Source organism: Chryseobacterium sp. 22458 (genome assembly GCF_052044975.1).
Classification (GTDB): Bacteria; Bacteroidota; Bacteroidia; order Flavobacteriales; family Weeksellaceae; genus Chryseobacterium.
In genome coordinates this window covers 88,935-109,997 of record NZ_JBQEOA010000006.1, presented here as the reverse complement: position 1 = coordinate 109,997, position 21,063 = coordinate 88,935, and the positions used below count along the sequence as shown (strand labels likewise).

Below are 21,063 nucleotides of genomic sequence, written 5' to 3'. Positions count from 1 at the left end.
AGATAAAAACACAGAATACAACAAATTTGATTTAAAAATTAATTGAAAACATGGTGGAAAACTTTATTTATTACTTAGGACTGGTCCTGGTAATTATCGGCTCGATTATGCTGGCCAACCGCTTGAAGGTGGCTTATCCCATTATACTCGTTATTGCAGGATTGCTGATCAGTTTTATTCCCGGACTTCCGGCTATTAAAATAGATCCTGAGCTTATATTCATTATTTTTCTTCCGCCATTATTGTATGAAGCCGCTTTTGCTGTTTCATGGAAAGAAATCTGGAAGCTGAGGCGTATCATTACCAGTTTTGCTTTCATCGTAGTATTTCTCACTGCGATCTCAGTGGCATTCGTTGCCAATTCTTATATTCCCGGCTTTTCACTCGCATTAGGATTTGTCTTAGGTGGAATCGTATCTCCGCCGGATGCAGTGAGTGCCGGAGCTATTTTAAAATTTGTAAAAGTTCCTAAAAATGTGTCTACCGTTTTGGAAGGCGAAAGCTTATTCAATGATGCTTCTTCTCTGATCATTTTCAGATTTGCAATGGTAGCGGTAGCTACGGGGCAGTTTATATGGCAGGATGCTGTGGTAAGCTTCGGGTGGATGGTATTCGGAGGCCTTGGAATAGGAGTTGTACTGGCTTTTATCTTTCTTAAAATAGAAAAAATATTTCCTACCGATGTCAATATGGATGCCATACTCAGTCTGGTAGCCCCTTATGTGATGTATATTGCGGCTGAAGAAGTACACTCATCAGGTGTTTTAGCGGTGGTAGGCGGAGGATTATTTCTTTCCGTCAGAAGACATGAAATATTCCGGACCTCAGAATCCAGACTGAGAGGGTCCAACGTCTGGGAAAGCTTTGTATTCCTGATCAACGGAATTGTATTTCTGCTGATCGGGCTGGATCTGCCTGAAATCATGGTAGGATTGAATAAAGAAGGAATCAGATTATCTGAAGCAGTAGGGTATGGGCTATTAATAACTGCAGTCTTGATTATCGTACGCTTTCTGTCTTCCTTTGGAGCAGTCTTCGTGACCCTGATCATGAGAAACTTTATTAATGTGGCAGACAGGGATCCGGGAATGAAAGCTCCGATCCTGATGAGCTGGACCGGAATGCGTGGAGTAGTCTCTCTGGCCGCAGCATTATCCATTCCTGTAGTAATGGAAAACGGACAGCCTTTTCCCCATCGTGATCTTATTCTCTTCATTACTTTTATCGTTATCCTTGCCACACTCATCATTCAGGGACTGACGTTGCCGGCACTGATCAAAAAACTCAAATTATCTGATACGGAAAACGGATATATGTCTGAAGAAGAATCAGAACATTATTTACGAAAAGAAATGAGGCGTGTTGCTTTAAGATATCTGAATGAAAATTATAAAGAAAGAAGAAGTGAAAACGAATACTTCAACAAGCTGATGGACCGCTGGGAACAGGAAGATAAAGAAGATTCCGTTCACAAGTTCTCTGAAAAGTCCAAAGAAATTTATTTTGAAACCCTTGAGCAGCAGCGCACCTGGCTCAGGGCAGAAAACCGGCGCAATCCGAATATTGATGAAGAATATATCAGACATTATCTAACAAGGCTGGATCTGGAAGAAGAAAGACTCAGAATGTAAAAAAATAACAAGATGAATTTAGTAAAGCAACTCGGGCAGTTTCCCGATGAAAAAAGAAAAGAATATTTCAGCACACTTCCTAATTATCTTAACGGCAGGTTTCAGAATATATTGACAACCCCGCCTTTGCTGGAAGGAGAAAGTATGACGAAAGCACTTCTTCAAAGCTTATGTAAAGTGGAAAATACATCACCCACAACTGCACTTCCTTTTGTAGTAACAGATCTGAAGAACCTTCAGCCGGAAGAAAATGTTCTGGTTTGGTTCGGGCACAGTTCATATTTCATTCAGATAGATGGTAAAAAATTTCTGATTGATCCCGTTTTCAGCGGGAATGCCTCTCCAATGCCCGGCTCTATCAAAGCTTTTCAGGGGGCAGATTACTACAAGCCGGAACATATGCCGGAGATAGATTTTCTGCTGATTTCCCATGACCACTGGGACCATCTGGATTATAAAACTGTTCAGGCATTAAAAAATAAAGTAGGAAAGGTTATCTGCGGATTGGGAACCGGACAGCATTTTGAATACTGGGGCTGGGATATCGAAACAATTATTGAAAAAAACTGGTGGGAAAGCATTGATATTGCAGAAGGTTTCAGAATTACCCTGACCCCCTCAAGACATTTTTCCGGAAGACTCCTGAACCGGAACATCTCACTCTGGACCTCTTTTGTACTGAAAACACCTTCAATGAATCTGTTTTTGGGTGGTGACAGCGGATATGGGAATCATTTTACAGAAATCGGAGACCAATACGGACCGTTTGATCTTGCTGTGATGGAAAACGGACAGTACAACGAAAAGTGGCCGTACATTCATACCCTGCCGGAACAGCTTATGACTGAAATACAGGAACTGAAGGCCAAAAATTTTATCCCTGTGCACAATTCAAAGTTTAAACTGGCTCAGCATGCATGGTATGAACCCTTGCAGCTGGCAGCAAAATATGCAGAAGAATATGATATACCAATTACCCTTCCGAAAATGGGAGAAAAAGTAGATCTGAAAAACCTTGGAAATACCGCCTGGAAAAAATGGTGGGAAGATTATATGTAGAAAATAGAATTTCCCTTAAAATAAAACCTGCTCCATGTGAAGCAGGTTTTTCCTTATTATCAAAAAAATAATCACCACTAAGGCTCCTTATGGTCAACTTTAGTATGGATGATGTCGTAAAATACAGTCGGGTTGTTGGTTGCATCAGGCGTAATTCTGTAAGTGAACGTAGTGTCGTTCAGGACAAGAATATCCACAACACGGGTAAAAATAACTGCTCCGTTATTATCCAGACCTACAAGAGTTCTTTTCTTTCCGTCAGCAGAAATACTCCATGTTCCCTGAGATCTCAGCACATCGTTTAAACCGAAAATTTTGAAAGTTCCGTTAGCTTTGAAGTAAGAATATCCTACATATCCGGCAACGCTGGCATCTGTTAAAACAACATTATTTCCGTTTTTATCTTTCGCCCCGGTAGTTTCCCATGGTGTGGAAGCTAAGGTAAGCTGCCCGTTACTTGGTTCTGCATGTGAAGTTTTGGTATGGATGATATCATAATAAACAGACGGATCAGCTGAGTTAGGACGGATTCTGTATGTAAACTCATTTTTATTCAATACAAGGATTTCCACATCACGGGTGAAGATCGTTGTTCCATCCGGGTTCAAGGCAGCGATCGTTCTTGTTTTTCCCTGTGCGTCTACCGACCATGTTCCTCTGGATCTCAATACATCATTCAATCCGTAGATTGCAAATTTGCCATCGGCTTTGAAGTAGGCAAAACCAACATAACCTGAAACGCTGGCATCCGTTAAAGCCACGCTGTTTCCATTCTTATCTTTAGCTCCTGTAGTTTCCCACGGTGTAGAAGACAAAACCTGTGAGGGGGTCTGCTGTTCAATGATAATTTCGTCATCATTATCAGAACATGCAACAAAAGATGCTGACAAAAGCATTGCTGCGGACAGATAACATAATTTTTTCAGTGTATTCATAAAGGTATTTTTAAGTCTTTGCAAACTTATCCCGAATAAATATCAATCCATTGTATAAAACCTCTCTTTTGTTGTAGAAAATATAACAGATCTGATCATGGGTTGAAAGAAATCGTATTGTATGCCTGTCACCCAAAGATTCTTGTGACTACTACACTGCATTTCTGATATCTGCACAGACGAAGGCTGGGTTGGGGAATTTTATAAGCCGGGTTAAATTTTCAGCGGATGATCCTGTCTGCGGGAATTTTATGTAAAAGACCTTTATCTTTACAATGAAATATAAAAAATTCTTCAAAAACTCTATTTTTGAGCATGAATAACAGGAACCGTGGAAAAAATACAGGAGACGACACTTTATTCGCTTCTGAAAAACAACTCAGCAAACTGAGAGCAGCCGTCCAGGATATGCAGTATCTGCTGACAAGAGAATATCCGGAAAAAGCGGCATCAGAACTTGTAGGAAACCGCTACCGTTTAAAGACCAGGCAAATACAGGCTTTAAGAGGGGCATCAGCTTCAGAAATGCAGATCCATAACAGGAAATTAAAACAGCTGGAAGCTTCAGATCTTAAAGAGAAGACGGTTTATCTTGACGGGTTCAATGTTTTGATCCTGCTGGAGAGCTTACTTTCCGAAGCTTATATTTTTGAAGGGGCAGACGGCTGTTTCCGGGATCTTTCCGGTGTTCATGGGACTTATAAAAGGGTGAATCAAACCTTAAGAGCTGTGGAAGCTGTAGCCTCATTTTTTCACAAAAACCATATCCATAAGCTGATATGGATCTTTGATCAGCCGGTTTCCAACAGTGGAAGAATCAAGCAGATTATTCTGGAATTTGCAGCAGAAAATGCCCTCAATTGGGAAGCCGAATTACAATATAATCCGGATAAATACCTCGCAGAAACCTCAGAGATTATCATTTCTTCCGACGCATGGATTCTGGATCATTGCAAAGAATGGTTTAACCTCATCGGATATCTGATCAGAGAAGAAAGCCTTTCCGTTAACCTCATTAAAATGGCGTAAAAATGAATCAGATCGAAAAATATATTCCACTAATCTCTGAGGTATGGAAAGAAAAATATCAGGCAGTTCTGGCAGAAGAGCATGTGAAAAATCTGGAATACAATATACAACACTTTAAAGACCGTACTTTAGAATGGGACCTGCCGTATTTCAATGAAGAAATAAAAATTGACAGACGGACGAGCTTTGAAAAATTCATTACGGTATTGGAAAGCAACAAACCTGATCAGGTGAAGGCGGGAATGCTGGAAGCAATTCCTTTTGAGGACTGGCTGAATGTTCTTGGGCAAAGACTTACCTCAGCAAGTATCCGGGATGAAAATGCTGTTCCCCCTTTGAAGAGCGTATTGATCAAAGCCTGTGAAGAACCCTTCAATTCCGAGATTACAATTGCTCAGAGAGCGTGGGAAAAACACATCGGAAGAATGGATGACGGTTTCTGGGGCGAAATTAAAGGAAACAATCAGCAGAAACAGGAGAAAGTGATGGCAAAGATCCGTCAGATCCTTGATCATACTACCTGGTGGAATGTATTTTTCCATTACAAACACGAACTTGTCTTTGAAGCAAGGGAAAAAGATGGCCATGGAATCCGCTGGGGCCATGGTGGTACAAAACTGATCGGTTTCCTCGAAAAGTTCATCAACGAAAGTGCTTAGCCTTCATTTCCTTATGTGAACTTATTTCCCATATTATTTTCGCTTTCTGAAGTGCACTGAAGTGTTTAAATAAGAGCGCTTATCGCTTTATTTTTAACCTTTAAGGAATATTTTTTTAATGCGTAAAAACATTGCGCACTACTTCCGTAGTTTTGCAGATATAAAAACGGAAACTATGGATTTTTCAGAACAAATATTTTCAGCCGAAGAATGGGAAGCATGTCTCAAGGTTCTTCATGCATTGAAAGATCAGCCTTTCCGGAACCCTGATAATAAAACGTTTTCAGGGCTGATTACCAAAATTCATAAGAATGCCAAAAAGCAGAACCGTCATGAAATGTACTCAGAAATGAAATTCGAATCCCGCTTATCTCCCAACTTATAGAGTAAAAGAAATAGTTTAATATGGAAAAACTTATTCTTACTGAGTGCATTATCGGTTCGATCCCGGTTTTCTTTTACTTTTAAAAAAATAATGCCATGTTTAAAAAATTATTAGTTTATTTTAAAATCATCGATGAAGTTCAGGTTCCTGTCCCGATCAAACGTGGATCATTTCAGAAGCCATTGAAAACAGAGGAAAAGATACAGGAAGTAAAAGTTTCCGAAACCCGGACTGAAATCATAACGGTCAAAAGAAAGTCTGCGGAGAAGAGAAAAGAAATCAAAGATTTTGAAGCACACGTAAAGGATTACAAAGAATATTGTCTTGAAAAAACGAGCAATCAGCATATGATGAAAGTATCAGATTATAAAGTAATTGATCGTAATGACAGTACTGAAACGTTTTTTATAAAAGATGATGCATTCATTACCCATAACGAACATAGAATGCTACGCATAGAGAGCCCGTATTTTGTGAAATATATTCAGCAGGAATACAACCCGATAACCCAAATTAACGAAAATGCATACGACTGATACCATAAAAAGATATAAGATATTCTCTGCAGAAGATGTGCAGAAAATACTTCCGGGTGAATATTCGTCTATAGAGATCTATGCCAAAAACATGACTTTTGCTTTCACGGAAATAGAAGGTAATCTGCTATTGCGTGGTGAAGGATGCCGTTTTCCGGACTTAGTGAGCATTAACGGAAACCTTTCAATAGACGCAGGAAACTGCGAACTTCCCCAGCTTAAAACAGTAGGCGGAAGTTTTGCCATGCATGGCCCCGCAATGCTGGATAAGCTGGAAAAAGTGAAAGGCGACTTTAAATGCATTATCAATTTTGGATTTAAAAACGTAATAAAAATTGACGGAAGCATTGAGCTCAAAAACGCAAACGTGTATACCGGAAATAAAAAACTCTCTGCTATAAGAAGAACAATTGCTGTCAATCATCAGTATCAGGTAGATTTTCTGCCTAAAGACGGTGTTTTTAATGTAGATGTTTTCGCAGATGATATTATTTTTCAGCATCAGAAAATACAGGGAAGAATCAGCCTTTATGGTGAAAATATTTCTTTCCCTAATCTTGAATGTATTAAGGGCCGGCTTAAAATAGAGCCCCGGAAGAAGAAATATCCGGATTTCGAACATGATTTTCCGGTTCTGAAAAAAATGACCGGGAATCTGATCGTAGATAAAACCAAAATATGCTTTCCTGAATTGAAAGAAATAACGGGCAATATTGAGATCAAGAATAATTCTTTTGTTAAATTTCCCCTATTGGAAAAATCAGGAAGTGTTCTTATCAGGCAGCATGCAGGAGCGGAGTTTCCGGTTTTGAGAGTCGTAAACGGATATCTCCAGAATCATGGTTTTGAAACCTGTTATCTTACGGAATTACAGATTGTAACAGGGAGCTTCTTTACTCATCAGATTCTGGCTAAAAATATTCTGGAAGTAGGGAATTTAATGATGAGCAGATATTGTGAATTTGATCATCTGAAGAAAATAAGCGGTTTTGTTGACATTAATATGGGCTTTAATTACCAATCTCTGGAATACATCGGCTATATGATGAAGGACCAACAGAAAAGCTCAAAGCTGCCTTCGTTAAAAAGGATAGGACATTATCTGTACAATAAAAATGACGGCTTTGAAGATCTGGCTGACCGGATCTATTTTAAAGTGAAGGATAACATGTATATTACAAAAGACAAATGCTATATTTCACGAATTCTGTCGAATCAGCTATATCAACACTTTGGCCACCCATTGGAAAAGCTGGTGTCCATTTTAAAGCTGAGACATAAAAGCTTTCAGAACTTTATTACCCGTGAATACGAGAGAGAATGGAGGAATTATGACTCACCTAACTTTGTAAAGGTTTTAAATAACATAGAAAAAATCTGGGATAATGTAGAATCCATTACCTATGAAGAATTCTTTACCCATTATGATACGGATTTCAGACTGTTCTGTTTCAGTTATTTTGGCGTTGGAACCCTAATGAAAAAGCTTGAGGCAAAGAAGATCAACCAGGAAAGAATTCCTGTAAATTATTTTCAATATGATAATAACGGAAATAAAATAGCGGTACAAAGAACCAATTATTATGAAGTATATGAAGTGGAAAATACAAAATTCAGACACTCTTTCCGGATGAGGGAACCGTATTCTTATGCAGTGAAATGCTGGTGTCCGTCTACCACAGAAGAACATTGGCTGTGGATAGAATCCCGGTATAAAGACAATGCGTTGACAGCCATCGCTTCCACATTCAGGATTCATGCGAATATTATTCCTCATATAAAATGCCTGAAAAGACAGGGAGATCTGCTCATCTGTGAAATGGAAAAAGAAGTAGTACCGAAAGGAACTGTAAGACCTTTAACAGCTGATGAATATTTCAGCCTTCTGGAAGCAGAATCATAAAATATTGCAGAAACAGTAGTTTAACTGGAAAAACGCTCCACTCAGAGGAGAATTGCAGGTTCAGCACCGGCCTGTTTCTGTTTTTAAAAAAAAATAAACCATGGAAGAATTACAATCAATTTTAAATACAATAATCAAAGAAAAGCAAGGCTATATCACATTCCTCACCGGAGCCGGAATCTCAGCAGAAAGCGGTCTGCCAACTTACCGCTCCATAGACGGGATCTGGATCAAAGGAACGAAATATCATCGTCCGGAGGAATTCGGAACTTTCAGGTATTTCAGCCAGGAGCCCGAAGAAGTATGGCAGTATAATCTTTTCTGGAAAAAACTGATCGCTGAAGCACAACCCAATGAAGGCCATTATGCCCTTACAGAGATAGAAAAGCTTTTAGGAAACCGCTTTAAGCTGATTACCCAAAACGTAGATGGTCTCCACCAAAGAGCCGGAACCCGGAGTGTTTATGAAATTCATGGAAACAAGCAGACCGTACGCTGTTCAAAAGAATGCAGCGAGCCTATTGATTTTCCGGAAAATGTAAAACAAAAAGAATATACAGAAGACCTTACCCCTGAAGATACAGACGGATTAAAATGCAAAAAATGCGGAAACTGGCTCAGACCTCATACCTTATGGTTTGACGAGTCCTATAATGAGAAATATTATTATTTTGATACCGCTTATGACATTGCGGAGCATACCGATATCCTGTTCGTGGTAGGAACTTCAGGTTCCACAACGTTGCCGGTTAATATAGTGGAAACGGTAAAAATCCGGGCAAAACATATCGTTATGATCAATCCTGAAGATAATACTTATTTTCACCATATCATGAGAGGAATGAAAACACAGACCTCTGTACAGGAAAGCAGCTCTAAGGCATTGCCACAGCTGAAAAATATAATAGAGGAAATAATGAAAGCTTAATATTGATGACAAACGGAAACAGTAGTTTAATGGAAAAGCACACCCTGCTAAGGTGAGTTGCAGGTTCGAATCCTGCCTGTTTCCCTTTTTACAGCGAAAAATAATGGTTTATTTTTTTAATTTTAAAAACTGAATAAATATACCATCACCAACCAACCACATCATATGAAATATATTGTACTTTCTGCACTGTTCCTGTTTTCATGCAAAGAAAAAGAGACCCGGAAAAATCCTGAAAAAAAAGATTCTGTAACCGTGGTAAAAACACCGGTAGCCGTTTTACCGCATGACACGGATATCCTTAAAATACTGGTGGACGAAGAAGCTAAAGCGGAAAAAGGAGCCCGGCCGGACTACAAAGACTACAGTGTTTCTTTCTCTAATGACGGAGATTCCTATACCGTGAGCTTTCAGAAAATAGCTTCTGATGATTTCAATAATGACGGGATCACAGATTATATTGTAGAACGTGATTCGGAAGGAATGCTCGGTGGAAACGCCAATACCAATTCTGAAGTTATGTATATCATCATGGGCAAAAACAGTACAATCAGTGAAAAGCATGAAATACTCATGTATGCCCCCTTTTCGTATAATATTTTGGATGGAATTTCTTATGAAGGCGGAAAACTGAAAGCTTCAGCAGTTCAGAATTACCGTGTATACAGCGTGCCGGAAGACAGTCTTCAGTCTGCACAGCTGTCTTTTGTCTATAAAGACGGGAATGTATATGAAGAATCTTACCTTACCGGATGTGAGCTTGGAAAGTGGAAAAATAAAAAGATTTTCAATTCTGCTTCAGAGTATTACAGAAGTATTGACAGGCACAACTATACCGAAACCGTAAATGAAAAATACCATTCCGATGGTTTTGAAGCTTCCGCAGAACTTTCAGGATGTGATAATATAAATGTAGTTTTCGAAGGAACTTATAAAACAGCAGATACAGGTATAAAATCTATTGGAGAAAAAAGAAAGCAGTTCCTTGATTTTCTGGTGAAAAATACAACACTTCAGAAAGATATAGCCATTATTCAGAACCATTATCTTACTCACCAACCCTCTGATATTTATACGGATATCGGGAACCTTTCATTCAATATTTTTACCGATAAAAAGAAAGGCGAAATTAATTTCAGGCTAGTCATCACCAAAGAAAACAACCCAAAACAAAATGAAAACTGGGACATTGTTACCAGAAAAAAATAATCAACATAACAAATAAAAAATGAATACATACATTGATATTGGCATTAACCTGACCAATAAACAGTTTTATAACGAACATGAAGAAATTATCAACCGTGCAGTAGACAACGGGGTTGATCATATGATCCTTACCGGTACAAGCGTGAGAGGAAGTAAAGAATCTGCAGAAATTGCCGGAGAATATCCCGATATTTTGTTTTCAACAGCAGGAATTCATCCTCATGATGCCAAATCCTTTACCCGGGAAAGCATCAGTGAGCTCAGAAAATTACTGAAGCAGGACCAGGTGATCTCAGTAGGAGAATGCGGTCTGGATTTCGATCGTGACTTTTCGCCAAGACCTGTTCAGGAAAAATGTTATAAAGCCCAGCTGGAACTGGCCATAGAAGTTGATAAGCCGCTTTTCCTTCACGAAAGATCAGCATTCAGAAAATTTAATGACATTACAGATGAATATCTTTCAAAGCTTCCGGAAGCCGTTGTACACTGTTTTACCGGAACACTGGAAGAAGCAAAAATATATCTTGATAAAGGATTCTATCTGGGATTTACCGGAGCGATCAGTGATGAGAAAAGATTTAAGCATCTGGAAGACGTGATAAAATACGTACCGCTTGACCGTATGATGATTGAAACTGATGCCCCTTTTATGCTTCCGAAAAATATGCCGAGAATGCAGAACAGACGGAATGAACCCTCATTTTTACTATATGTGGCCCAGACTATTGCCCATTTGAAGAAGATTAGCATTTCTGAAGTTGCAGATGAGACCACAGAAACCGCCAGGAAGTTTTTCAGATTATAAAAAAGAGCTCTACTGATACAGTAAAGCTCTTTTTTGTAAAAAACAAAGGCTGAAAATTGTCTGAACAATTGGCCTTTTCGTTTTATAAACTTTTAATTGCCGATTCCAAAGCCAGTTCCATCATCGGATTTAAAGCTTTTTCTCTTTCATCAGCAGAAATTTTTTCGTGAGTAGGGATAATGTCAGTTACCGTAAGAATGGTCGCTGCATTTTTTCCTAAATGCTGAGCATTGGCAAACAGTCCGAAAGCTTCCATCTCTACTGCCGGACAATTGTATTTGGTAGCAATAGCAGGCGTTTCAGGATCTTTTCTGTAGAAAATATCACTGCTGTGGATGTTGATGGCTTTAGCGTTTAATGATAATTCCTTAGAAGTTTCATTGATGGTATTGAAGATATTTCCCTGATGAGAAAGAATCTCATCTTCAATTCCCCATGCATATTTGGCATAAGTACTTTCGCTGGCAGCCTTTTCAATATTTAAAATATCAAAAAGCTTAAGATCTGTATTGTAAGCACCACAAGTCCCGATTCTGATAATGGTATCTACTTCATACTCTGTAAATAATTCAAAAGAATAAATTCCGATACTTGGGAAACCCATTCCGCTGGCTCCTACAGTGATTTCTTTGCCTTTATAAAGTCCGGTATAATAAAAGATACCTCTGGTTTTGCTTACCAGTTTTGCATTTTCTAAATAATTTTCAGCAATATACTGTGCACGAAGCGGATCCCCCGGCTGCAATACTACTTTGGCAATTTCACCTTTTTTTGCACTGATGTGAATACTCATAATGTTATTTTGAATGAGGCAAAGATAATAACTTTTAGATTGTCATCATTATTACGGTGAGTGAAACGGTAAAGCTTCCTTTGAGCAATACAATATATAAAACAGGATCAATATCTGTTGTAAAGATGATTGTATATCAAGTCTTTTGAAAACTTCATATTCTGTGACCTTTAAAAACAGAATAGGTAAATACAGAACAGGATTATAATAATAGAGAGCAGGTATGGGAAGAGCACAGCGGGTATTTTTGCATCAGTCAATCATTCAAAAAAAATCAAAAAATGAAAATAGAACACATTGCTGTCTGGGTAAAAGACCTTGAAAAAACCAGAATGTTTTATCAGAAATATTTCGGTGCTGTTTCCAATGATAAATACCACAATCCCGTCAAAAATTTTGAATCGTATTTCCTTAGTTTTGATAACGGCTGTCGCCTGGAGATTATGACCAGACCTGAAATCAAAGAAAGTGAAAACAGCTACGAATCCCAGCAATATGGAATCATCCACTTTGCATTTTCGGCAGGCAGTCAAGAAAAAGTAAACGAGCTTACGGAAATCCTGAGAAAAGACGGATATACCATTGCCGGAGAACCCCGCACAACGGAGACGGCTATTATGAAAGTGTGATCCTAGATCCTGAAAACAACATCATTGAAATTGTTGCTTAAGTCATTGAGGGAGCCTTACATAAACCTAACAGGTTTTCAAAACCTGTTAGGTTTTAATCTTGAAATCATAGCAAAAAATATAACCGTAATGCTTACCGAAGATCTTTGATCTTCTTGCGCCTTAAAATATACCCAATTAAAAAATCTTTGCGCCATTGCGTTTCCCAAACTACTTAAACTCAAATGACAGGTTACAATCAAAACGTGAATCTCTCATTATTTTTCATCACTTTTCAAAAATATTAATTCAGAAACCGCATTTCACATCAATCCTGCTCTTAAAAATTTTATTCTCAGCGAAATAGTTTTATTTTTGTTAGATGATGGAAACCAAATCACCGTTTTTGGACACGATCTTTCTGCTCAGAAAGAATGAATGTATAACCCTTTTCTCCAGCTTACAGGAAATTTCCTCAAAAGAAGAGCTGGAGGCAGGAGCGTATTTTGAAGCAGAATTCGAAAAAGAAAGACTTGAATTTCTTTCTGATCAATGGGGCTGTCATAAAGAAACGGCAGTATGGGCTGCCAAAATCCTGTATCATAGTGCCCAGTTGTATCTTATCAGAGAAAACACTGCGCAGAATATGGATAATCTGATTTCCGGATTTAAAGGAGTCAGAGATATACCATCTGTTTTGTCTGCAGACTTATCCCTGAGATTTTTACCTCAGATCATTGATGTCTTGTATGCGGTGGATCCTGAAGATACTTTGATCAGGAAACTTGAAGATATCCTTATTGAATTTCACTACTCGGGAATCGGATATAACCTTGATGTCAAAAGAGTCAATTGGGAGGAAGAGCTCAAAGATCCTACCTATCGTAAATTATATCTGGAAAGAATCGTTGAAAAAAAAGATTACAGATTGGCGGAAATTCCATTTATCAATAAACTGCTAATAGCTGAATTCGGAATACATCAGGATGCATTCTGGAGAGAATTAAAAACAATAACCGAAGAACATGAGAACCTATGAAAAAATATTTGAATTTTTAACTGACCCTACCAAAGAAACTTTCCTGAAATGCAGGGAACTGGTGATCAGTAATCCTGAATATGATCCATATTCGCAAGACACTGAAAATATGCAGAACCTTTTGAATAACGGGAAATTTGAAGATGTTATACAATATGTCAATATCAATATCCTGTTAAGTCCAAGTGCGCATATTTATAAATACTTTGCTTATAAAGAGCTGGGAAACGAAAAAGCAAGGAATGTTGAAATGATGATCGTTCAAACCCTCTTTGAATGTCTTGAAAAAACAGGTGACGGAACAAGAAAATCACCCTATATTGTAACAAGAATTTCTGATGAGAGAGACCTGATCAGGCATCACTTCAACAAACAGGAAGTATCCCAATGGCTGATCCGGGATGAAGATAAGATCATAGATGTCCTTAAGCTCGTTGATGGAACCGAGGTCTGCTTTGACATCAAAACCCTTTATCAGAGACTGGCTTTCTCCTTCAACAAAAGAAACAGGGAAAACGGAACAGAAGAAAAAGCCCAAAAGAAGAACTGGTGGAATTTTTAATTTTTTTAAATCAATGACTCATAATATCAATAAACTTAATACGGTTCTTTCCTATGTGAAAGATACATTTATAGGAAAAAATGATGTGGTAGACCTGCTCGGAATCTGTCTGCTGGCACGGGAAAATGCCTTTTTGTACGGACCTCCGGGAACCGCCAAATCAGCCATTGTAAGAACATTGGCGAAGACCGTAAAGGATGGTAAAAACTTTGAATACCTTCTTACCCGTTTCACCGAACCAAACGAAATTTTTGGTCCTTTTGATATCAGAAAACTAAAAGAAGGCGAACTCCTCACCAATACGGAAGGGATGATGCCGGAAGCTTCCATGGTTTTTTTGGATGAGATCTTCAATGCCAATTCAGCGATCCTTAACTCGCTCCTGATGGCACTCAACGAAAAAATATTCAAAAGAGGAAAAGAAACCAAGCATTTGCCGGCACTCATGTTTGTGGGAGCAAGTAACGTCCTTCCGGAAGATGAAGCCCTGAATGCCTTGTTCGACCGTTTTCTGGTCAGAATCAATGTAGATTATGTACATCCTGAATTATTGCAGCAGGTACTTTTAGCCGGAAGAAAGCTGGAAAATGAGGAAGAGACGGAAATACCGGAAATTCATGCTGCTGAAATAAAAGAACTTCAGAATCTATGCCGTACAGTAGATCTGAAACCGATTTATGAAGTATACCTGAATACCATCATGAGCCTCAGGAACACGGGGATTGCCATTTCCGACCGTAGAGCTGTAAAACTTCAGAACCTGATTGCCGCAAGCGCCTTGATCTGTGGAAGAAATGAAGCCGTACTTTCTGACCTTTGGGTATTGAAACATATTTGGGATACAGAAGAGCAGATCGAAATTCTGGAAGGAATCATTAACAGGACTATAGAAAAAGATGACCATCCGAATTCACATCCGCAGGCAATGCAGAACAAAACACCGGATCCGGAAGAGGTGATGAAAGACGTGAAAATTCTGGTGGATAAATGGAATGCCGGTCCGCTGAGCTTTGAAGAACAAAATGTAATTAAAGATAAACTGAGATATCTGCAGACCCGTTGTGACTGGATCAGGAATCCTGAACAGAAGCAGTATATTCAGCAAGAAATTGAAAGCTTATGGCAGAAAATACTTCAAAGCATATAAAAGAATTTTGGGCAGAACTTCCCCGTGCTGATGAAGATTTTCTGGGCTCAATCAGAGACTGGAAAAATGTTCAGATTGCAGTGGAAGATGAAACCCTGTGGCTGAAAGGCTTTACAGACGAACAGGTTGTGGCTCCGGAAATACAGCAGCTGCCGGATTTTATCCTGTATGAACTTCGTGACGGTCTTTTATTCAGAAAAGAAGCATTGGTTCCCAGCAAAAAAGTGAGAACAGCATTGCTCTGGACACCGATAGATAAAGCTTTGCGTCTGACTTTCCCTACATCTAATAATAATTATTTCGGAATTGATGAAAAAGTTAAGGTTGCATTAACGGAAAGTCTTGAAGAGCAACCGGTAATTGCCTTATTAAGCACATTATCTGAAATTAAGGAGAGTATGGCTGCCATTCCGAAATTTAAGCTTGAAAAAATAAAATGGACAGTGACAGGAGATAAAGCGTTGTTTCTGGGAGTTCCTCTATTAAGCTTACCGGGGAAGACCTATTGGACCAAAGATGATCATTTACTGCCTGCCGGATTGGATTTTGAATTTAAAAATCTGAGCAGGCTGCTGAAACAGAAATATAATAAAGAATCAGAGGGGTGGCTTTTATGGGATGAAAACGGAAATTGTCTTTCCATAAAAAGTACAGATTTCCGGCCACTTTCCATAAGCTCATTCCGCCTTACTGAAAAATCAAAAGAATGGAATTAAGGACCTATTTCCAGTCCTATGAAAACTACTTCTGGGAATGGAAAACCGATGAAGATGTTCCCGGTGATGCCGGATATAATGATCATAATCTCCTCTCGGTACCCGGGGTGGGAGCAATTGCCTACAGGCCTTATGTCATGGAGATCCTTAAAGAGCTTCAACCCCAGGGGTGGCCGCCATTCGGGGCGTTGCTGATGGTTTTATATGCGATGCAGGATGGGTATGTAGATTTTGCAGGTCCTTTGAGACGTACCGCTGATTTTTACAGCATGGGAAATTTCGAATTCAATGCAGAAAAAGAAATTGAATTTCTTGAGAAAATACGATCACTTCCTGCAATTTATAAGCAGAAGCAGAATAAAGTTGTATTGCTGCAGACTTTATTTCATAATGGACACAACAGGATATCTGCCCTTTTTGCTGAGGCAAACCTGAAGGTCTACTATAAAAGACCCTATGAGCTTGCTGTAAGTGCAGAAAAACAACATGCCGGACCTTCCGTTTTAAACCGGGATCTGAGCGCTTTAGACCTGAATGAAAAATTTCCTACCGTCCAGTCCATCATGGATGCTATGAAAGGTTTTATCGAAGAACCTGAATTGGATGACGAAATATTAGAGGAAGAAACAACAGCAGATACAGACAGCGATTTTATCCGTGAGCTGACTGAGGAACCAAAGACTTTTCAGGTAGGAAGCCTGATTAAAAGAATCTGGAGCGGACTGAAAATTCCGATGCGCCATCTTTCTCCCGGTGAACAGCCTGTAGGAGGAATTTCAGATATGACCAACAAAGGAGATTTCCACAGGATGCTTCTTTCAGAATTTGCCAATGAAGATGAGGTCTTCATGAACCGTGTGGCCAACAATGAAGCACTTTATATCCAAAGAGAAATCCCGCCTGAAGAAAATATTTTTGAAAGGATAATTCTTATAGACACTTCCCTGAGAAACTGGGGGACACCGAAAGTATTGGCTTTTGCATCTGCCATAGCGATAATCAGACATCCGAAAGCACATTCTCAATGTAAAGTAATGGCTCTGGGACAGGCTGCGATTCCCGTTTCTCTCCGGAAAGTAGAAGATGTTGCTGACAATCTTAACCAGGTGAGCCCGGTTCTGGAAGTTTCAGAAGCTCTGGAAAAATTTTTTAATGAGCAGCATACCGAAAAGGATATTGAAGTTTTTTTTATTACCCATCAGGAAAATATGGATGACGAAAAAATTCAGCGGATCGTTCACCAGAATAGAGATCGTCTCAAATTTTTGGTAACCACTACTTCAGATGGTGAACTTAATTTTTATAAACATCATAAAGGAACAAGAAAGCATATTCAAAAAATAAAACTGCCTCTTCAGGAGCTGTGGGCCAATCCTCCGCAGCAGAAATCAGCTGTCATCAATCTGAATGGAAAGAAAACCGATCTTCCGCAAAATTATCCCATCTTATTTCCGGCTCCGGTCAATAAGATTGCACAGTTTTTATATGAGGGAGAATTTTTTATTTTAAGCTCAAAAAAACAGCTGCTGAAAACTTATCTTTCTGATAATTACTATGACAGGCATTCCTATGATTATTATAAAACCTATCACGGATGTGAAGTCCTGTTTGAAAATATCTCCATAAAACCGACCGGGAAATTTGCTTTAGCAAAAAATAAACAGCAGCATTTTATTCTTTGTCAGTATCAGCCCGCTAAAAAGACAGTATCCAAGCTGAATTTGAATACAAAAGAATATTCTGAGCAGAATATTACCGGGCTAAACATTCCGGATTCTTATGAGCTTATTTATTTCGGGAAGAGCTTTTATCTTCACCAGTATGCCAATCCTTTACTGTATAAAATAAATATTGAAGGAAACCTGTCTGTTGAAACAATTTCCGGAAAAGACAAAGAAATTGATAAAAACAATACAAAAGCAGAAGCTGAGGTTGAAAAACTGAATAGGAGCGGACTGAAAATTATCAACAATTTTAATAAAGTTGGAATCAATATGTACGGTGATCTGGTTGTTTCAGGAAATAAACTCTACAGCCCCGGTGAGAATTTGCTGGACTTTTCCAAAAACAAGTATGAGATAACGGTTTTTGCTGAGCAGAACAAAAATAAATTTACCTTTCCCGATGGAAGTGAAATCATCACAGATTCCCGGGGAATGTTGACGTTCAGGAGCAGCAATAAAAGTATTGAAGAATTTTTTATCCCATCCACACTTGGAGGATTCCTTTCTCTTGCCACATATACAGAATTTGGGGGATCGGAATATTATCTGCCGGAACATTCTCTGTTGAAAGTAAAAACAATGGATGAGATGTGTGACCGGTTTTTAAAAGCATTTATAGAACAGATCTTGGATTATGGAGCTTAGAATTAAACCTTTTCCGAAAAACAATTATCCCAGAAGAGGACTTTTGATAAAAGGTTCTTCGCCTTTGATTTGGCTTCAGGAGATGGAAACACTTGGGATACATCTGAGTGATGTAAGGTCGTATGCAATCCCGGCAGACCGCCCGAATGTACTGTATGGCTGTTTTCTCGTTTTTAATGATCATGCACCGCAGGAAATCGGCCGTAACGCCTACTTTCAATGTATAGATGACCGGTTATTTATTCCTGAAAACACAACGTTCTACCCGAAAATCAATCCTGAGGACTGGCAGCAGCTGGATTCCCGTTTTATCATTATGCATCCCGAATTCAGGTTGGTAAAACTGTCCGAAGAAATAGACTGGATCTCATTAATACAGGAACCCGGAAAAATAGATGAAAATGTCAGAAAACCACTGAATGGAGTTCCAATTCCTCAGAAAATAGACAGCTACACAGTTGAAATGGATGATGAAAAGGTATTGGAAACATTACAACCCAGGCAAACTGAAGAAGAGTGGATGAATAATCTTCCGTTTGACCTGAAAAAAGTGATGGCCGGTAATAAAAAGGAAATTGAAAAATATCTTGCATACATCGAAAAATATCCTGAAAGAGCCATAGAGCTGGGAGTACCATTAGATATTATGGGAACTTCCAGAGGAGATGGCTTCGCAAAATTCACATGGCTGGAAGGGTTGTTTGGAAACTCAGGGGGTAAGCCGGAGAGCCCTGGTACCAGAAACTTTCGTAGGATATTCTGGGCAATTATTGTCGTTGCAATTATTTTAAGAATTGCATTACCATCGGATAAAAATAAATCTGAGCAGAACGAAATCGTTTCTTCAGGAAAGATTGTCACTGATGCAGTAAAAGCACCTGCAGATATGCTGGCATTCCAGTCAGGGACCTCTGAAATTGATCAGAAGATTGATTCTATATATCATCAGAAAAGAAAGGGACTGTCGAAAGAATTAATTAATGCGGGAATCATCGAATCCAAGACAAAAGAAGCCAAAGAAAACTATAAAAAAGCCGGCGGAAGAGAAGTGGGAGAAATTGGAAAAGATGTCGAAAAGCTTGTAAACAATGAAAAAAAGAGCAGAGATTCATTAAAAATAATTTACACGAAAAAAATAAAAAAACATGTTGAGCAGAAAACAGAAAAGCTGAAACGTAAAATATCAGATTCCCTGAAACAGTATACCAAAGGAAAACCTGTCAACGGAGAAGTTGTAGGATATCTTTTAAAGAAAAGACAGGTCCTGATGGCGGATTCATTAGGAAAGCTGTATGGTACCATAGACCTTGCAGATCCTTCTTCAGTATCCATTGATCAATCTAAAGTAAAAACCATCGGTACCGAAGGCTCTCCTTTGGAAACAAAGGCTCCCGTATCAGATATTCTCTATATGGTCATATTGATGATAGCCGGTGTCGGTTTGTATTCTTTCTTATTCAAAAATAAATCGTTGAATCTGGGTGGTGACAATGTTCCTGCCTGGGTAAAGATCCTTTTAATAGCAATACTTGTGGCAATGCTGGTGTATCTGTTTTATCCGTTGGTGAAAATGTTCGGTTACAACTGGTTTGTATGGGTGCTGGTTATTTGTGTGATGCTGCTTCTCTACCGCCTTTTCAGAGAAGATAAAACCATTTTAAATTCCGAAGACGATGAATAAGCAGAAATTTATAGATAAGTTTATGGCGGCCTTTGTGCTGCTGGTTATGTTTAAGATCATCGGAATCGTAGCACAGCTGTTCCATGAAAGTTTCTGGAGCGTTATCGGGACATTGGTGATCTTTCTGGTCGTTGCCTTTATCATCCTTCTTGTCATCACCTCTTTAAAAGATAAAGAACGTAATGAGCACAGGGCAGGAAAAAAAGGAGCCGGCGGTGGAAGCTTCTATCTTGAAAATTCCCTTTTCGACAGAATCCGGAGTAAATATGAAGAACTTGCAGAGAAATACATTGCTGAAAAAGACTATAAAAAAGCAGCTCAGGTCTATATGAATCTCCTTCAGGATCATTACAGAGGGGCCAAAACACTTGAAGACGGCGGGTTTTATAATGAAGCCGCTGTAGTATATCTTAAAAAATTAAAAAACAAATCGAACGCTGCAGCCTGCTACGAAAAAGCCAAACAGTATAAAAAAGCCATAGATCTCTATAAGGAAATGCAGCAGAAAGAAAAAGTGGGTGATCTCTATAAACAAATCAACGATCTTAAAAATGCTCACACTTACTATCAGATGGTTGCCGATGATTATATTACCAATCAACAGATGGTGAAAGCTTCCCTGATCTATCGTAAAAAGATGGAAAACACAGATGAAGCCCAGAAAATATTGTTGAAAGGCTGGAATGAAGACAAAGATTCGTTCAACTGCCTGAATAACTATTTTGCCAATATTTTTGATGTGAAACAACTTGATATAGAAATCAGGAATTTATATGAAAAAACTCCGGCTCACAAAAAACTCATCTACCTTGATGCCATGAAATATGAGTTTAAAAAAGATCCGGCATTACAGATGACAACAAAAAATATTGCGTATCAGATTATTTCCGAAAAAGTAGAGACCCGCTCAGAGATCGTGAATGAACTGAAACACTTTAACCCGGATGATGAGGTGATCCTGAAAGATATTTCAAGGTTTAAAACGGGTAGGAATAAGATGTTTAGGAATTGAAGGTAAAAGATCTTATTTGCATGATTGGATCAGTAGAGGCGGGCTTTAGCCCGGCTA

Annotated in this window: 20 protein-coding genes and 1 tRNA gene; 19 read left to right on the top strand and 2 right to left on the bottom strand. The window is 38.8% G+C overall.

Annotated features, from left to right (window positions below; genetic code table 11):
• Positions 1 to 50 precede the first annotated feature (50 nt).
• Together ACTJJF_RS19170 and ACTJJF_RS19165 are read left to right on the top strand one after the other, a co-directional pair.
• The gene (locus ACTJJF_RS19170; protein ID WP_440700692.1) at positions 51 to 1,631 is read left to right on the top strand and encodes a Na+/H+ antiporter; all 1,581 of its coding nucleotides are present in this window, start codon (positions 51 to 53) and stop codon (positions 1,629 to 1,631) included.
• Positions 1,632 to 1,643: 12 nt separating this feature from the next.
• The gene (locus tag ACTJJF_RS19165; RefSeq protein WP_440700691.1) at positions 1,644 to 2,690 is read left to right on the top strand and encodes an MBL fold metallo-hydrolase; all 1,047 of its coding nucleotides are present in this window, start codon (positions 1,644 to 1,646) and stop codon (positions 2,688 to 2,690) included.
• A 77-nt stretch (positions 2,691 to 2,767) separates the two neighbouring features.
• Here ACTJJF_RS19165 and ACTJJF_RS19160 read toward each other — a convergent pair whose 3' ends face one another.
• On the bottom strand, positions 2,768 to 3,625 hold the full coding sequence (locus ACTJJF_RS19160; protein WP_440700690.1) for a DUF4822 domain-containing protein: 858 nt from the start codon (positions 3,623 to 3,625) through the stop codon (positions 2,768 to 2,770).
• 315 nt (positions 3,626 to 3,940) lie between these two features.
• On the opposite strand from ACTJJF_RS19160, the gene ACTJJF_RS19155 reads away from it, so the two are divergent.
• From ACTJJF_RS19155 to ACTJJF_RS19115, 9 genes are all read left to right on the top strand, one after another.
• The gene (locus ACTJJF_RS19155; protein ID WP_440700689.1) at positions 3,941 to 4,654 is read left to right on the top strand and encodes a DUF434 domain-containing protein; all 714 of its coding nucleotides are present in this window, start codon (positions 3,941 to 3,943) and stop codon (positions 4,652 to 4,654) included.
• 2 nt (positions 4,655 to 4,656) lie between these two features.
• Positions 4,657 to 5,313 carry a hypothetical protein gene (locus tag ACTJJF_RS19150; protein ID WP_440700688.1) on the top strand — a complete coding sequence of 219 codons (657 nt, stop codon included), beginning with the start codon at positions 4,657 to 4,659 and terminating at the stop codon, positions 5,311 to 5,313.
• A gap of 175 nt (positions 5,314 to 5,488) precedes the next feature.
• Positions 5,489 to 5,698 (top strand): hypothetical protein, encoded by a 210-nt coding sequence (locus ACTJJF_RS19145; RefSeq protein ID WP_440700687.1) that lies wholly within the window; start codon positions 5,489 to 5,491, stop codon positions 5,696 to 5,698.
• A gap of 95 nt (positions 5,699 to 5,793) precedes the next feature.
• On the top strand, positions 5,794 to 6,234 hold the full coding sequence (locus tag ACTJJF_RS19140; protein ID WP_440700686.1) for a hypothetical protein: 441 nt from the start codon (positions 5,794 to 5,796) through the stop codon (positions 6,232 to 6,234).
• Entirely contained in the window at positions 6,221 to 8,137 is a 1,917-nt protein-coding gene (locus tag ACTJJF_RS19135) for a hypothetical protein (protein ID WP_440700685.1), read from the top strand. The genes ACTJJF_RS19140 and ACTJJF_RS19135 overlap by 14 nt, the downstream gene beginning before the upstream one ends.
• Positions 8,138 to 8,237: 100 nt before the next feature.
• Positions 8,238 to 9,065 carry an SIR2 family NAD-dependent protein deacylase gene (locus ACTJJF_RS19130; protein WP_440700684.1) on the top strand — a complete coding sequence of 276 codons (828 nt, stop codon included), beginning with the start codon at positions 8,238 to 8,240 and terminating at the stop codon, positions 9,063 to 9,065.
• A 15-nt stretch (positions 9,066 to 9,080) separates the two neighbouring features.
• Positions 9,081 to 9,149 (top strand) — tRNA-Ser (locus ACTJJF_RS19125).
• A gap of 81 nt (positions 9,150 to 9,230) precedes the next feature.
• Complete coding sequence (locus ACTJJF_RS19120; protein ID WP_440700683.1) at positions 9,231 to 10,274, top strand: hypothetical protein; 1,044 nt, start codon at positions 9,231 to 9,233, stop codon at positions 10,272 to 10,274.
• A 19-nt stretch (positions 10,275 to 10,293) separates the two neighbouring features.
• A complete protein-coding gene (locus ACTJJF_RS19115) occupies positions 10,294 to 11,079 on the top strand; it encodes a TatD family hydrolase (protein WP_440700682.1) in 786 nt (261 codons plus the stop codon).
• A gap of 82 nt (positions 11,080 to 11,161) precedes the next feature.
• Here the strand turns inward: ACTJJF_RS19115 and deoD are convergent, their stop codons facing one another.
• On the bottom strand, positions 11,162 to 11,872 hold the full coding sequence (deoD, locus tag ACTJJF_RS19110) for a purine-nucleoside phosphorylase (RefSeq protein WP_047096511.1): 711 nt from the start codon (positions 11,870 to 11,872) through the stop codon (positions 11,162 to 11,164).
• A gap of 281 nt (positions 11,873 to 12,153) precedes the next feature.
• Here deoD and ACTJJF_RS19105 point away from each other — a divergent pair, with 281 nt between their 5' ends.
• From ACTJJF_RS19105 to ACTJJF_RS19070, 8 genes are all read left to right on the top strand, one after another.
• Complete coding sequence (locus ACTJJF_RS19105; protein WP_440700681.1) at positions 12,154 to 12,501, top strand: VOC family protein; 348 nt, start codon at positions 12,154 to 12,156, stop codon at positions 12,499 to 12,501.
• 385 nt (positions 12,502 to 12,886) lie between these two features.
• Complete coding sequence (locus tag ACTJJF_RS19100) at positions 12,887 to 13,519, top strand: hypothetical protein (RefSeq protein ID WP_440700680.1); 633 nt, start codon at positions 12,887 to 12,889, stop codon at positions 13,517 to 13,519.
• Positions 13,506 to 14,081, top strand: coding sequence for a DUF4919 domain-containing protein (locus ACTJJF_RS19095; RefSeq protein ID WP_440700679.1), 576 nt, complete (start codon positions 13,506 to 13,508; stop codon positions 14,079 to 14,081). Before ACTJJF_RS19100 ends, ACTJJF_RS19095 begins: the two co-directional genes overlap by 14 nt.
• 13 nt (positions 14,082 to 14,094) lie before the next feature.
• Positions 14,095 to 15,228, top strand: coding sequence for an AAA family ATPase (locus ACTJJF_RS19090; RefSeq protein WP_440700678.1), 1,134 nt, complete (start codon positions 14,095 to 14,097; stop codon positions 15,226 to 15,228).
• Positions 15,201 to 15,944, top strand: coding sequence for a hypothetical protein (locus ACTJJF_RS19085; RefSeq protein WP_440700677.1), 744 nt, complete (start codon positions 15,201 to 15,203; stop codon positions 15,942 to 15,944). The genes ACTJJF_RS19090 and ACTJJF_RS19085 overlap by 28 nt, the downstream gene beginning before the upstream one ends.
• Positions 15,935 to 18,313, top strand: coding sequence for a hypothetical protein (locus ACTJJF_RS19080; RefSeq protein ID WP_440700676.1), 2,379 nt, complete (start codon positions 15,935 to 15,937; stop codon positions 18,311 to 18,313). Before ACTJJF_RS19085 ends, ACTJJF_RS19080 begins: the two co-directional genes overlap by 10 nt.
• Positions 18,303 to 19,994, top strand: coding sequence for an APC family permease (locus ACTJJF_RS19075; RefSeq protein WP_440700675.1), 1,692 nt, complete (start codon positions 18,303 to 18,305; stop codon positions 19,992 to 19,994). Before ACTJJF_RS19080 ends, ACTJJF_RS19075 begins: the two co-directional genes overlap by 11 nt.
• Positions 19,987 to 21,006 carry a hypothetical protein gene (locus tag ACTJJF_RS19070; RefSeq protein ID WP_440700674.1) on the top strand — a complete coding sequence of 340 codons (1,020 nt, stop codon included), beginning with the start codon at positions 19,987 to 19,989 and terminating at the stop codon, positions 21,004 to 21,006. Before ACTJJF_RS19075 ends, ACTJJF_RS19070 begins: the two co-directional genes overlap by 8 nt.
• Positions 21,007 to 21,063 lie beyond the last annotated feature (57 nt).